Here is a 12,830-nt window from a genome sequence, read left to right as displayed (position 1 = left end):
GCTGACGATGACTATCATCAGCTAGCGAGGCCAAGTGTATGTGGGGCGTTGACCCATGATTGTCGCTCCAACCACCTTCGTGTGCGTGCGGTAACGCTGCCCATTGGGCACCGGCATAGGCCGCAAGTACAAGCAAGGATATGGAACGACGGAACATCGGAGCTTTACGTAAGACCAGGCGAACTGACAACTTAGGGAATATTAGTGCGGTGGACCTCGACGGTCAACAGCAGCCCAGCAGGAAAGGGCGGCCCTATCCCCTTCGGTATCGGCAGATTCAGCGTTAACTCTGCAAGAAACGATTGTCGGTGATAGCAACCGGAGACCTATCAGGCGACACCTTGGTCCGTTGCGTCCATAAGCTTCGCTGCGTGCCCAAACTAACCCCCTCAGTCGTGAGCAGCCTACGCAAATCGCTTGTTCACTGCGTTCCAGTCTATGTGTTCGATGAACTTCTCGACGTACTCGGCCTTCCGATTTTCGTAGTCAATGTAGAAGGCGTGCTCGTAGGTATCGATGACGACCAGGGGAACTGCCATCCAGAGAATGCCCATCGCGTGTTCGTCACTGACGACGTTGTAAAGCTTCCCATTTACTGGATGTTTGACCAACATCGCCCAACCCGCGGCCTCCTTGGCAGATGCGATGAAGTCTTCCGCCCATTTTTCAACCGAGCCGAATCTGGCATCGATTGCTGAACGAACGTCAGCAGCCGGTTCCATGGTGGTCGGCGTCAATCCGTCAAAATACATCTCATGCAGTACGACGCTATTGCCCTTGCTGTTGATGATTCGCTTCAATGCTCCATAAGCCGCCGCGTCGAGTTTTTCGCCGCTCTTGACGGAGGCTTCAATGGTCGCATCCGCAGCTGTGTAACCCTTCAGTGCCCCACCATAGTGAGCTGTGTGATGGGGAGCGATTTGCTCTGCACTGAGAAAGCCCGGAATCGACTTATGCTTCAGTGGCTTCGGCTGCCCCGTGACCAGTCCTGAATGCGAGAAGTAGAATCCCTCAGCGTGTGCCTCTTCCGCCGTTGCAAGTCCCGGCAGGACCATATTTCCAATTGCCGCGCCTGAGGACAGAAACACGAAGTTGCGTCGTGAGAAGTGGCTCATCAGAGTGCTCCGTCGGCAAGGGAACGATGACTGATTTATTCGATTATTATCCCCACTCCCTCCAGCGGCTACAAGCATAGCTCGGAACTCCCTACCGCCGCTCTTGCGTAGTGGAAACGTAAGAGGTTAGACAACCCGACGAAGAAGAATCGTTGCGTGCCGAATTGCACGCGATAAAGTAAGACCTCGGTATTTTCGCGACCATTCCGGAGACAACGCTGAAGCCTCAAAGCCAGGGCTACGGGTTTCGTTTCCCGCCGCCGAGAGTGAGGACTTGGGGCAAACAAAGAGAATGCGTAACGCGATATTCACCTGCTCTAATACGCATTCTAATTTAAACCTGCGCGTTTGAGCCGCCATCAACATACGGGGCGGCACAGACGGTTTTGATGAGTTCTTCGTTGAGCACGGCGGTCCGCCATGCGGTCATGGCCGCTTCTTCCAAGTCATCGTAGTCGTCGTAGGCCCGGTTGCTCCAGAAGTGGCTTTTGAGGTAATGCCAGAGGTTTTCGATTGGGTTAAGTTCAGGGCTGTAGGGCGGCAGTTGCACCAGCGACACGTTTTCTGGGACCTGAATTGCCTTGCTGGTGTGGAAGCCGGCGCCATCCCAGATCATCACGGCGTGCTCGCCCTCGGGGATCGTTTCGGAGAACGATTCCAAGAACGAGTTAATGATCTTCGTGTTCAGTTGCGGGCTCAGCAGGCCCTCGGCGTGTCCGGTTTCCGGGCAGACCGCCCCAATCACCCACAAGTATTCGTATTCGGTTTGACGGACGGCGGTCGGTCGGGAGCCCCGCTCGGCCCACAGGTTGGTGTTGGTCCCCTGCTGTCCGAACCGTGATTCGTCCTGGAAGTAGACCCGCAGCTGTTTATGGGGATGCTCCGCGGCGATCTCCTTGATTCGCTCAGGCCACTCCCGCTTGAACGCCTCGATCTTTTCAGGGTCTGCTTTGCGATGACGCGGCCTGGGACGCAGGTAGCTGTAGCCCAATCGGTGTAGCAGCCAGTACACCGCAGGCAACGACCGCCTCACGCCGAACTCCTCGGCCAAGATGCGTTGGAAGTCCTTGCCCCGCAACGAGCAGACAAGGTCTTCGCTCGTTGGCCCTGCCGCGAGACGCTCACGAAACGTCTGCTCTTGGTCGGCTGTGAGTGGCAGGTTCAACGACCCACCGCGGTGGTCGTCCAGCCCCGCCAGCCCGTGTCGATTGTATCGGGCGACCCACTCCTGGCACGCCCGTCGCGATAGCCCAACAGCGGCTGCCACAGCGGGGGCCGTCCAGCCCTCGTGACCTAAGATCAGAATCCGCAACCGCTTGGAGCGATTGACGTTCTTCTCCACACGCTCCAATCGCTTTAACTCCGCAAGCGGAAGATGCCCCGCCACTTTCATCGCGACCTCCATGTTCTCGGAAAGTCGCATTATGATGGGGGGAATAGGAAAGCGCAATAGAAAGCGCGCAGCTCTTCTTTAGAATGCGTATAATAGAACCCGCAGTCCGCCACGCATTTCACCCTAAAAAACAAGGTGTTTTGTGCACCCGAAAAAGGGCTGGCAGCGGTCCGATTGTCACTGTAGCGAGTGCTCCGATTTCGACCTGCAAATCATCCGCGAGCTGCACCTGCTTCACAATGTTTGGCCGACGCTAGACTCGAATACCAGGCACGCGATGTTGCACGTAATTCAGGCATTCAAATGGCCTTGTTGAACAATTAGTCACAAACCTCCGTAAAAACTAACGTGGAATGGAACCACGTACCTTTTTTACGGAGATCGAACATGGCTACGAAAGAAAAACGAACCTACAAAGTCACGAACTGGAAGGAGTATAACAAGTCGCTCATCGAGCGTGGAAACATCACTATTTGGTTTAGCGACGAGGCGTTGGAGAACTGGGAACATCCTAACGACCAGACAAAAGTCGGTCGCCCTTTTGTCTTCAGCGATACGGCGATCGAGTGCTTGCTGACGATTCGCGAACTGCTGAAACTTCCCTATCGGCAGACTGAGGGATTCGGCCGCTCGCTGGTGGCGATGTTGGGCGTCGAGGCAGCGATTCCCAATTATTCTTCGCTCGCCAAGCGAGCCAGCAAGCTGAATGTTTCGCTCGATATCGCTAACAAGAGGGGCGACATCGATATCGTGGTGGATAGCACCGGCATGAAAGTGTTTGGCGAGGGCGAATGGAAGATGCGGACGCATGGCAAGTCGAAGCGGCGGACATGGCGGAAGCTGCATTTGTCGGTGAATCCTGACACCCGCGAGATTGTGGCGGAGATTTTGACCGAGAACAGTTGCCACGATGCCGATGCGGTTCCCGAAATGCTGGAGCAGGTGGAGCAGCCCGTAAAAAAGTTTCACGGCGACGGTAGTTACGACAAGTGGAAGGTTTATGAAGGGCTGGAATCCGAAGGCATTGAGCCGGTGATTCCGCCGCAGCACAACGCCAAGATCAAACAACATGGCAACTCTGCGGAGGAGCCTTTGCCCCGGGACGAGGCAATTCGTCAGATTCGACGCAAGGGGCGTAGGAGTTGGAAAGAGGAAGTGGGCTATCATCGTAGAAGCTTGGCGGAAACGACCATGTACCGAGTGAAACAAAGCTTTGGGAGCCATCTCAAAAACCGAGTATTCGAAAACCAACAAACGGAAGCCCGCTTGCGCTGTAAAATCATCAATCAATTCACCCAACTCGGGCTTCCACAGTTCGAGTGGAGTTAGTCAACAAGGCCGATTGATATTGAAAAACTCTTACGGCACAGTCACATCCGTCGACACGGTGAATCGTGCGTACGAAGTGAAGTTTGACGGCAGCGAAAGAACGCACCGCGTTACCGCCGACGAGTCACCCGACATTGAGTTCGCGTACGCCATATGGAAGAAGAAACTCCGCCGCCGCAGGCACCAAGAGGCCATCGGAGACAGCATTCTCGTCAATCCGTTGAACTTCGAATCAGAAACAAGACCTCGTGATTCATCCCAACCGGATTATTTTCAATGGCAACCATCGCAGCCGCAAGCTCCCACCATTCATACGCCTCCCAACCAGGTCTACACTGGTCTCGATGGCTTGTCGCTGTTTCCTGCCACTACAACACACGTCTTCCAGCAATCCAATCCAATGACGCAGCATCAGGCCGCGTGGCACCAGCAAGTCCATGACATCAACCTGAACACACACTGGTCGCAACGCGAGGCACAGTACCTTCAAGAAATCGGCCAGTCGACTACGCAAACCCAAGTCGACGCACGGCATGTGCGTCGGGACGTATGGGGGAGTTAGCATTGCTCTATAAGCTCTCGAATGAACACGGCAAGCCTTACGATTACGGAGACACCGAGTTTTGGGAGTCACTAGGAGTCTTCTCTGAACCGGCACAGGCTTTCGCCGAGGGTTTTCCAAACTACTGGCGTGACGTCGCCGGGTGGTATAGCAAGAAAACGCGAGAACTGGCTGCAGCTCAACGCCAAAAGAACTTCTTCAAGCTGGCACACACAAGAATATGCCCTTGTGCGGTCACGAATTCGCTTGTCCTTCCCTTCCTCAAGAACAAACGCCCCAGGTTCAGATTCGAACGGTCCGCCACGGACCATACGAACCCGCAACGCAACCCGTTTGCCTTCGCCTACCAAGGAGGAGCTGAACCATCGATGGAATTATGGAATGCTCTGGCGGACTGCATCACCGAGAGCCTCCAAGACGCGGACATTCCCAAGACTCCGCTGCCTCACGGATATAAACAGCGAGAACGACTCCCCAACGGGGATGTCTTCTGCAGCGGCTCTAGGTTGGCTCAGCAAGAGATTCTCGAATTCTCCTCAGAAGCTTCCCCCGATGACGGCATCCGTTGGGGACCGCTACGCTACCGATTGTCCGATGCACGGAAGAGCCATTTTCTAGTGACGGGGACGACCAGAAGTGGAAAGACTACCATCCTTCGACTCTTCCTACAAAGCATGTTTTTGAACCCAGCGGTCCGCACGGTTGTCTATGACTTCAAGGGCGACCTGCTTCCGCTGCTTCACCCCTCCAGCAAACGAAAGACAGCCACGCATTTCTATTACCTGCTTAACGCCTACGACTCGCGTGGAGTTGCCTGGGACATTGCCAAGGACGTCGATGCTGAATCGGCGAGCACCCTCGCTGGTATCTTGATACCTGGTGACGGTCACGCACGACGTGACTACTTCCTGCAAACGTCGAGGCAGCTTCTCACGGCGGTGATACGCACTCTCATTGAGTGTGCTGGTGACCGCTGGACGTTTCTCGACCTCATGCTTTCCATCAAGCGGGAGAATATCCGCTCGGTGCTGTGCTCCACAGACGAAGGACGAGGTCAATACTTGACCCACATTCAAGGAGATGGCCAGACTCAGCAAAACGTTCTCAGTGACCTGGACGCGTGCTCTCAACGCTATCTGAACGTCGCCACGGCATGGTCCAGAGCCAGTGCTCGACTCAGCTTGAGTCATTGGGTCAACCATCAATCCAAAGGGCTAGTAATTGGCAACAGCCTTCGCAATCACGCGGACCTGCAACCCATCAATCAGGCAATTCTCTATTTCTTGTTCCATGAATTGCTCGACAACGCCCGCACCCGAAAACACCACACTTTCATGATTCTCGATGAGTTTGCACGGCTTGGGCGACTTCCCGTCATCGAGCACGCCTTGGAGACTGCTCCCGGCCTGGGCCTCAGTATCGCCCTGGGCATTCACGACATTGCGACCCTGTCGGACATCTACGGCAAGTCGGCGAACGGCATCCTTGGGGCATGTGGGTTCCGAGCCTACTTGCGTGTAAAAAGTGCAGAGACGGCACGATGGATGTCCGACCAAATCGGTGCCCAGGACGTTCTAGTCGAACTCACTTCAACTTCCGAGTCTCGGTCCAAATCACCCGCGATTGAACAAGACGCTCCTTCCAGTCACAGCGTTGGCACTTCAAAGACGAAGTCTTTCCAACGACTAACTCGACCTGCCGTACCAGCAGAAGTATTTATGCAGCTTCCTTTGGCATCCGCCGACCGGGAAGTACCGCAATATGAAAGTGGTGTGTTTGGTTACTTCGATGTACCTATGCATCCGCCCTATCGGGGCCATTTGCCGCGTGACGTTTACTACGGCAACACCCAGTTCCATTCTCCCAAGCAACTCGACGAACGCTTGTGGAGTGCGACGGAGATTTGCTACAAGGTCGCCGGTCAAACGTTTCGCTTTTCAGAAAAGGACGTCTATCCTACTCCCAAAGGCCGGTTCCGCCCTCCCAGGGACTTGTTTGGCTCTTTACAAGCACTCGGCTTTCAATTCGATGGAGACGACCACACCAGACCTCTCCCTCCCAAAGCGACTTCAACTCCGCCAGCCCCTGCGGCGGCACCTCAACCTGAAAGCCCCGTCAGTCTTCGCGGAGGAGAAGCTGCTACTCCTCTCCGGCCTCGTCCCGCAAAGCCGAACGAGCCAGAGACGCCCGAGCACCAAGGCCGTGAAAAGAAGCATGACCTCAGCAAGATGCTCTGGGACGATGAGGAAGAGACCTTCTATCTACCCGACCAAGACGATGAGGGCGATGAGAACTGATGTTACTCCCCCGCCCTCATCTTCTTGCTACGCCTCCTCGGCTATAGCATCGCAAACTCCTCCACGTAACCAATGACAATGGCCGCTTTGCCCTGCTCATCGCAAAGCTCGACCCGCAGCGGCTTGACGCATTCGCTGCCCCAGTCGTCTTCGGTCGGCAGGAAGCATTGGAAGTTGGCTGCGTCTTCACCGACTTGTCTGGCCCGGTGCATCGCGTAGGCCGCGAGCCACAACACGTCATTGCCGCGACCAACTACCGTTTGCCACACCTTGGCCAACGGTGAGATTCTCACAATGGTCTTCCATAGCCTAGCGGTCACGGCGATTTTCACGTTGTAGCGGCTGGTGCCAAAACCCATCTCGTGCCGCACCCAACTGGTCACATTCACCAGCAGCCCATTGGCTAGGGCTTCTTCGAACGAGTATTCGCTCACGTGCTGGGAGAGACGCTCTTGGGAGAGGTCGATAGCCGAGTTGTCGAACTTGCGAGTTGTCATGGTCGTTTCCTCCATTGATAAGTCCGTCCGCGAATCGTTCAGCGGGCGGCTTTGACGCTTTCCCGCCGGCCACCCGGCCCGCTGCGGCAAAGCCGTGCCCGCCTGACATCTGAGCGGACCTTCTCTCGGGGCGAGGATGCGACCTAGCAACATCACGTTCGGCCTCTACCCGCCCATAACCTCTCGAAACGACCGAGGGGGACCAGGCATGAGACGATACAAACGCAGAGAAATCATCAATACTCACAAGCGGTTGCAGACCGCCCGCCTCGCGGGCCGTCTTATTGACTGTAGCGACGTCGCTCGCGAGGCAGGGTTTCGTTTTCGTTGTGAGGTCAGCGTGGACTTGTGGAACAGCCTCTTCTGGAAATACCCGTCGGCGAGAGACCACGATTGCGTTGACCTGGTGAACGTGCTCAATAGCACCGCGATGCGGGACCTGCTCGAAACGATAGACAATCCGTTTGAAGACAAGCGGAAGTTGCCCCACCACCTCTTTGTGCGGCCCCCGAATTCGCCCTGGTGGGTTGGACCTCGCTTCTTCGTCAAACTGTTCTTGCTTTATCGACGCGGAGAGCTGGACCTGGTGGTCGTGGTGCCCGAGACCGCGACGCTCACCACCCTGTTCTCGAATTATCAGCCTCCATTGCCCGCGACCCTGTTAGTCAAGCTGCTGTTGGCGTGTCGGGGCCTGCACCTCATTGCTCGTCAGTCAGAGCACGTGAGCATCAGCTCGCTTCAGGACACGGTCTTTGAAATGCTACGGATGAGTCCCTTGCTCGATGAAATCAAGGAGTACCACGAAACGCTCGACCAGCCGGTTGTGCCCGCTGGCTTTACGGTTGAGGAATATCGGGAAGTCTTGTGTCGCGAGCTGTTTGAATTGCTGGGAATCGCCACCGCCGTGGCGGAGATAACGAAGACCGACTTTCGCATGTCGGCGTGGAGTGTGCTGCGTTTGTTGGCCACTCTGGTGAGCATGATGCCGCTGCAGGCGGCTACGACGATTGCTCAGAAGACTGCCCTCTTACACTAGACGCATTGTGAACGCACCATCGTGTCCAGGTGGATGTTACTCACCAGATGTCTACGCCCGGCGAACTTCAATCGGCTCGTTCATGCACTCAACGTAAAGATAGTGCCGACCACCACGGCGAATGACCTCTGCCTTGGGGCGATACTTGTACCGGTAGCGATATCGGTATCGCGTTTGCTCCCAGCGTTGTCCGTTTTCGAGTTCGTAAGTGCCGTTGCCCTTCCAGCCCTCGAAATTGCCGCGAATGCGACTCTTTGCTACTACACTCATCGCTTCATCCTTCTAACCAATTGTGAATTCCTTCCAGCGAACTGCATCGAGCGGAACGTTTTCCATAAACTTCGCGATGTCTTGACGACCGTAATAGGTCGGCGTACCACGAGAATCCTGAGCCATCAGAATCACCGGCATCCCGGCGAAGATTGGGCGGCAGGCCTGAATCGTCTCATCTGCGGTAGTGTGGTTCTGCACGACGTTCTGCTTGACCACGACGATGGCGAAGCGAACGCCCTGCTCCTCAATAATTGCACCTTGTAACTTCATTTCAATAACTCTCCTAAGGACCGGAATACAGCCCGAACCACCCCGACTCTGTCGGGGCAGGTCCGTTCTGCGTGGAGCGAGATGGCTTCTCCAGGCTACGGCTTGGACCGCTTGTGCGGTCTCACGGGCACAGTCTTTGGCCCAGGTTTCCCTGGCCCATGACACGTTTTTCCCGGCGTCGACCGCTTGTGCGGTTTGACCGGGACCGTTCTTGGGCCGGTAGCTGGTTTGCCACCACAGTGCTTTTTGGCCATATTTCAGGTCTCCAATAAAGGGATACTTTGGAAGGCAGCCGGTCTGCTTTCCCTATAAGTGATACTGCGACACCTTAACTCGGAGCCGTTGTTTTTTGGGGCGAGACCCCGTACTCGGCGAATTCATTGTTCGTGATACTCGGGACCTTAACTGGAAATCGCTTCTCCAGGCCGGTTAAGGTGCGATGGTATCACCATCGGAGGCCTCGAAATGCGACTACAGTTGGCAAAATGGACATGACTGACGACGAAGAAGATGACCTCCGAATCATGGTCAATCTTACGGATGACCTAGACGAAGTGAGGGACGACGCGATACGCGACCTACTCCGCAAGCATGGCGGGGTCGTAAAAGGAATGCTCCGAAAGGTATTTCGGAACACCTTGACGGAGAACGAGGTCCAGGAAGTTCTCCTCAGGACTGCAACCAAGGCATGGAAGCACGCAGACAGCTATGACGATGCCAAAGCGAAACTCAGCACTTGGCTCGTCGCGATTGCCCTCAACGAGGCGAGAGACCTCATTGCAGAGAACCGTGCCGACTTTGCTCTGGTTGATGAGGAATTCCTGGCGGTGCAGTTTGCCAAGGCGGAGAGCGAGGACGAACCCACCAAGCAAGAAAAAAAGGTGGTCCGCGACTTCAAGGTTGTCCTATCACGACTGCCAAAGCTGCAAAGGGCCATCATCGAAGCTGACCTAGCCTGTGGCGATATCGCTGACGGCGAGAGACTCGCGGAATTGCACGGAACCTCGAAAAACTCGATTTACGTCTCACGCAACAAAGCACGAGCGACGATTGAGCGAGAATTGAAGAAAATGGGTCATTTTGACCCTCAGCATATAGCGGAGTGAACCATGAGCGAAAAGCACAACTCAATTTGGCGTGAGCTTGTCCGCAGATATCAACGTGTCGAAAAGACATTTCCTTCTGCCGCTGAATTGGAGCGGCAGATTGAGGCGGTCCAGCCGGAGCCACTTACTGAGAATGAAATAGACGCCATTGTGCATGCTGTTAGCAGTGGCGAAAGCCATGCTTCTGAGCCAGAGCCTCTGTTCGATTGGCTTGCTGATGTCGACACGTCGAGCGTTGAAGAAGGGGTGCTTCAACTTAATCGCAACAAAGGGGACAGCGACGAAGAAATCAAAAAACGGATGGATGAGTTTCGCAAGAAAGCACTTGAAGAACACGACGATGACGAAAACGACTTGGAATCTGATTAACTCGCGACTTGGGCACGCGGAACGGAAAGGCGAAGAAGTCGCGGAAGTGGCACATCAAAATGGTTTGCCAATAGACCCGTTCGCCATTGCTCGCTCCGAGCACCCTTTGCTCAAGTTCACTCTAGGCGACTTCCACGACGCCTTTGACGGACAGCTTGAGTATCATCGCAAGCACAACCGGTTTCTAATCTTCTTGAACACTAAATACGACATAGGCCAATTCCCCGGAGAACACCATCCACGCACTCGGTTTTCGATGGGCCATGAACTTGCCCATTATTACCTTGAACCACACCGTGCTTATCTAATTGGTGGCGGTAATTCGCACGGCTCAGAGTCCGAATTCAAGAGCGACGAACTTGTCGAGCGGGAAGCCGACGCATTTGCCGCAGGACTCCTCATGCCGAACTGGCTGTTCTCCCCAAGGGTAAACAAGACCGAACCAAGCTTCGACCTCATCCAGCAGGTAGCCTCAGAATTCCAAACATCCATGCTGAGCACTGCTATTCGTACAGTGCAACTATCTCATTTTCCTTGTGGACTCGCTTGCGTCCGGCAGTCGTCACTTGCCTGGATGTTTTGCTCCACTCCGCTCATCGAAGCGGGCTGCTATCCAGGTGAACGAGGTAGCAACCTGCCTGAAACTGCATTATTGGCTTGGAAAGAGCATGAGAATGGTAACTTGTCAAATCGCACGAAAGACGGCGTCGTCGGAGATTGGTTCAGAACCTATGACGCAACAAGCCTTGAGTCGACGTATGTCTGCGAGCACTACTTCTCGATACCGGTGATGAATAGCCTGCTCGTGCTGCTCACCGTCGATGAAGATGACCTCGCCGATGAAGAAGAGTGACGACAATCTTCAGTCGATGTCTACGGGGCCAAATTCACCTCTCGTGACGATTTCACATGACTTGGCTGACGAGGACCTGCGGGACTCGCGAACGACAAAAGCAGGGGGTGGCAGGTGTATCCGCCGCCGCAGTCGCCGTCGGTCCCAGACGTAGGGTGAGGACCAACGGCGACCGGGCGGCGGAAGCAGAAGCCGAATCAAACAGAGCAGTAGCGGCAACTGCAGGACGGGTTTGGCACAGAATATGCGGTACATCTGTATACGTAGTAATCTGCCGCCATTTTGGCAGACACGATGAATCTGAAGCAAGGAGCGTTTCATGGTCCTCAAAGAGTACAAATGCACACGCTGCGGATGTCGGTTCGAGAAGGAAGTATTCGAGGAAGGAGAAGCCGAGCGGCTTGTTCTTCCCACCGCACCCGTCCGTTGTCCTGAGTGTCACAGCGAGTACATCGAGCCAGGCCGAATCCTTCGCCACGTGGCACGACGCATGTAAAGCCCCGCTAACCAGGTGCTCCACGGAGGGAACTCTCCAGATGAATGAGAAGAATGTTTTCATTAGCTCTGTGATGAGGGGCTTCGCCGCAGAGCGGGCAGCCGCTCGCCGGGCTGTCGAGACCCTCCGCCACCAGCCGGTTATGGCAGAAGACTTTGGTGCCACCGCCTCCACCCCGCAGACGGCATGCCTGGAGGGAGTACGCCGGAGTCACATCTACGTCGGTATCTTCGGTCAACGATACGGCAATCGCGTCGAGTCGGGGCATTCTCCCACAGAGGAAGAGTTTCGCGAAGCAGAGAGGCGAGGCCTTGATATGCTCTGCTTCGTGATGAAGGGAGCCCTGGACGACGACCAGAAACAATTTGTCGACTCCATCAAGAGCTATGAGCATGGCAAGATGCTCGCATTCTACGAATCGACCGACGAATTGAAGGACTTGATAGTCCAGGCTCTCAACGACCTCTCGCTTGCCTCCCTGGGTGGTGGGCTTGATGCGAGCGTCGCACAGAAGAAGTTCGAGTCAAGAATAAGTAGCGACGAATCGAGCCGTCGCAGTGAGCCTGAATGCCGCTTGGCCATTATCCCCGAACGGCAGGTCGACGAGTATCTTTCACCGCACGACTTGAGTGAAGCCTCCTTCCGCGAAAAGCTCGAACAGCTTCTTTTATTTGGACCACAGCCGCGACTATTTGACCGTGAGAAAGGTGTTCGATGCCGTGAAGGCGAGGATTTCCTCTGCCTGTGGCAGGGTCGCGACGAATACGACTCTCCTGACACATCGGTGTCCATCTACGCAGACGGCACTATCATCCTTGCCGATTCCCTGACTTCCCAGCACCAGCGGGACCGCTTCTCGCATGGCTTGCTACGGAGTTTTGTCGTCGACGAGCAGAATGTGTTGGACCGTGCATCGGGCTTCTTCGCCTTCTCTGAGAGCGTTTACTCCTCACTCGAAGCCTTCAGGCAGGCTTCCGCCTTCTTCACCTGGTTACAACTCGCGAACATGCGTGATAAGTCGTTTGGTCGCATCCCGTCGTCTGAGCCAAACAGCTTTCAGATGCCAAGTCATTCATTGGATGACCCGGTCTCCTCTCCGCCGGAGCCGCAACGTATCGTCCGCAAGCAGTTGTTGGACCATCAGTCGCTCGCCAACGACCTCATTTCCCGGCTTATTCGAAGATTTAAGGCCGCCGGTGGCTACTACGAAAGCAGTGAGCGTTTGCATTGACGC

At 55.1% G+C, this 12,830-nt stretch carries 13 protein-coding genes; 8 read left to right on the top strand and 5 right to left on the bottom strand.

What is annotated here, in order from left to right; translation table 11 throughout:
* Positions 1-404: 404 nt before the first annotated feature.
* Entirely contained in the window at positions 405-1,115 is a 711-nt protein-coding gene (locus tag Pan181_RS17955; RefSeq protein WP_197528473.1) for a superoxide dismutase, read from the bottom strand.
* A gap of 334 nt (positions 1,116-1,449) precedes the next feature.
* Positions 1,450-2,538 (bottom strand): IS630 family transposase, encoded by a 1,089-nt coding sequence (locus Pan181_RS17950; protein ID WP_145246142.1) that lies wholly within the window; start codon positions 2,536-2,538, stop codon positions 1,450-1,452.
* A 357-nt stretch (positions 2,539-2,895) separates the two neighbouring features.
* On the opposite strand from Pan181_RS17950, the gene Pan181_RS17945 reads away from it, so the two are divergent.
* The 3 genes from Pan181_RS17945 to Pan181_RS17935 are packed head-to-tail and all read left to right on the top strand — an operon-like array spanning position 2,896 to position 6,696.
* On the top strand, positions 2,896-3,837 hold the full coding sequence (locus Pan181_RS17945) for an IS5 family transposase (protein WP_145244898.1): 942 nt from the start codon (positions 2,896-2,898) through the stop codon (positions 3,835-3,837).
* Positions 3,838-3,856: 19 nt separating this feature from the next.
* Entirely contained in the window at positions 3,857-4,399 is a 543-nt protein-coding gene (locus Pan181_RS17940; protein ID WP_145248771.1) for a hypothetical protein, read from the top strand.
* Between the two features lie 2 nt (positions 4,400-4,401).
* Positions 4,402-6,696, top strand: a complete 2,295-nt coding sequence (locus tag Pan181_RS17935) for a type IV secretion system DNA-binding domain-containing protein (protein ID WP_197528472.1) — start codon at positions 4,402-4,404, stop codon at positions 6,694-6,696.
* A 41-nt stretch (positions 6,697-6,737) separates the two neighbouring features.
* On the opposite strand, the gene Pan181_RS17930 is transcribed toward Pan181_RS17935, so the two are convergent.
* A complete protein-coding gene (locus Pan181_RS17930) occupies positions 6,738-7,193 on the bottom strand; it encodes a hypothetical protein (RefSeq protein ID WP_145248767.1) in 456 nt (151 codons plus the stop codon).
* 208 nt (positions 7,194-7,401) lie between these two features.
* Between Pan181_RS17930 and Pan181_RS17925 the strand changes: the two genes are divergently transcribed.
* Complete coding sequence (locus tag Pan181_RS17925; RefSeq protein ID WP_145248765.1) at positions 7,402-8,229, top strand: hypothetical protein; 828 nt, start codon at positions 7,402-7,404, stop codon at positions 8,227-8,229.
* Between the two features lie 51 nt (positions 8,230-8,280).
* Here Pan181_RS17925 and Pan181_RS17920 read toward each other — a convergent pair whose 3' ends face one another.
* Positions 8,281-8,499 carry a hypothetical protein gene (locus Pan181_RS17920; protein WP_145248763.1) on the bottom strand — a complete coding sequence of 73 codons (219 nt, stop codon included), beginning with the start codon at positions 8,497-8,499 and terminating at the stop codon, positions 8,281-8,283.
* Positions 8,500-8,511: 12 nt separating this feature from the next.
* Complete coding sequence (locus Pan181_RS17915) at positions 8,512-8,772, bottom strand: hypothetical protein (protein WP_145248761.1); 261 nt, start codon at positions 8,770-8,772, stop codon at positions 8,512-8,514.
* 491 nt (positions 8,773-9,263) lie between these two features.
* On the opposite strand from Pan181_RS17915, the gene Pan181_RS17910 reads away from it, so the two are divergent.
* The 4 genes from Pan181_RS17910 to Pan181_RS17900 all read left to right on the top strand — a co-directional run bounded on the left by Pan181_RS17910 (position 9,264) and on the right by Pan181_RS17900 (position 12,827).
* Positions 9,264-9,878, top strand: a complete 615-nt coding sequence (locus Pan181_RS17910) for an RNA polymerase sigma factor (RefSeq protein ID WP_197528471.1) — start codon at positions 9,264-9,266, stop codon at positions 9,876-9,878.
* 3 nt (positions 9,879-9,881) lie between these two features.
* On the top strand, positions 9,882-10,247 hold the full coding sequence (locus Pan181_RS26205) for a hypothetical protein (protein ID WP_197528470.1): 366 nt from the start codon (positions 9,882-9,884) through the stop codon (positions 10,245-10,247).
* On the top strand, positions 10,219-11,100 hold the full coding sequence (locus Pan181_RS17905) for an ImmA/IrrE family metallo-endopeptidase (protein WP_197528469.1): 882 nt from the start codon (positions 10,219-10,221) through the stop codon (positions 11,098-11,100). Before Pan181_RS26205 ends, Pan181_RS17905 begins: the two co-directional genes overlap by 29 nt.
* A 536-nt stretch (positions 11,101-11,636) precedes the next feature.
* On the top strand, positions 11,637-12,827 hold the full coding sequence (locus Pan181_RS17900) for a DUF4062 domain-containing protein (protein ID WP_197528468.1): 1,191 nt from the start codon (positions 11,637-11,639) through the stop codon (positions 12,825-12,827).
* The last annotated feature ends 3 nt before the right edge of the window (positions 12,828-12,830 follow it).

This window comes from Aeoliella mucimassa, assembly GCF_007748035.1.
Taxonomy (GTDB): domain Bacteria; phylum Planctomycetota; class Planctomycetia; order Pirellulales; family Lacipirellulaceae; genus Aeoliella; species Aeoliella mucimassa.
Note: the sequence above shows the minus strand (reverse complement) of the source record. Positions and strands in the feature narration are given on the sequence as shown.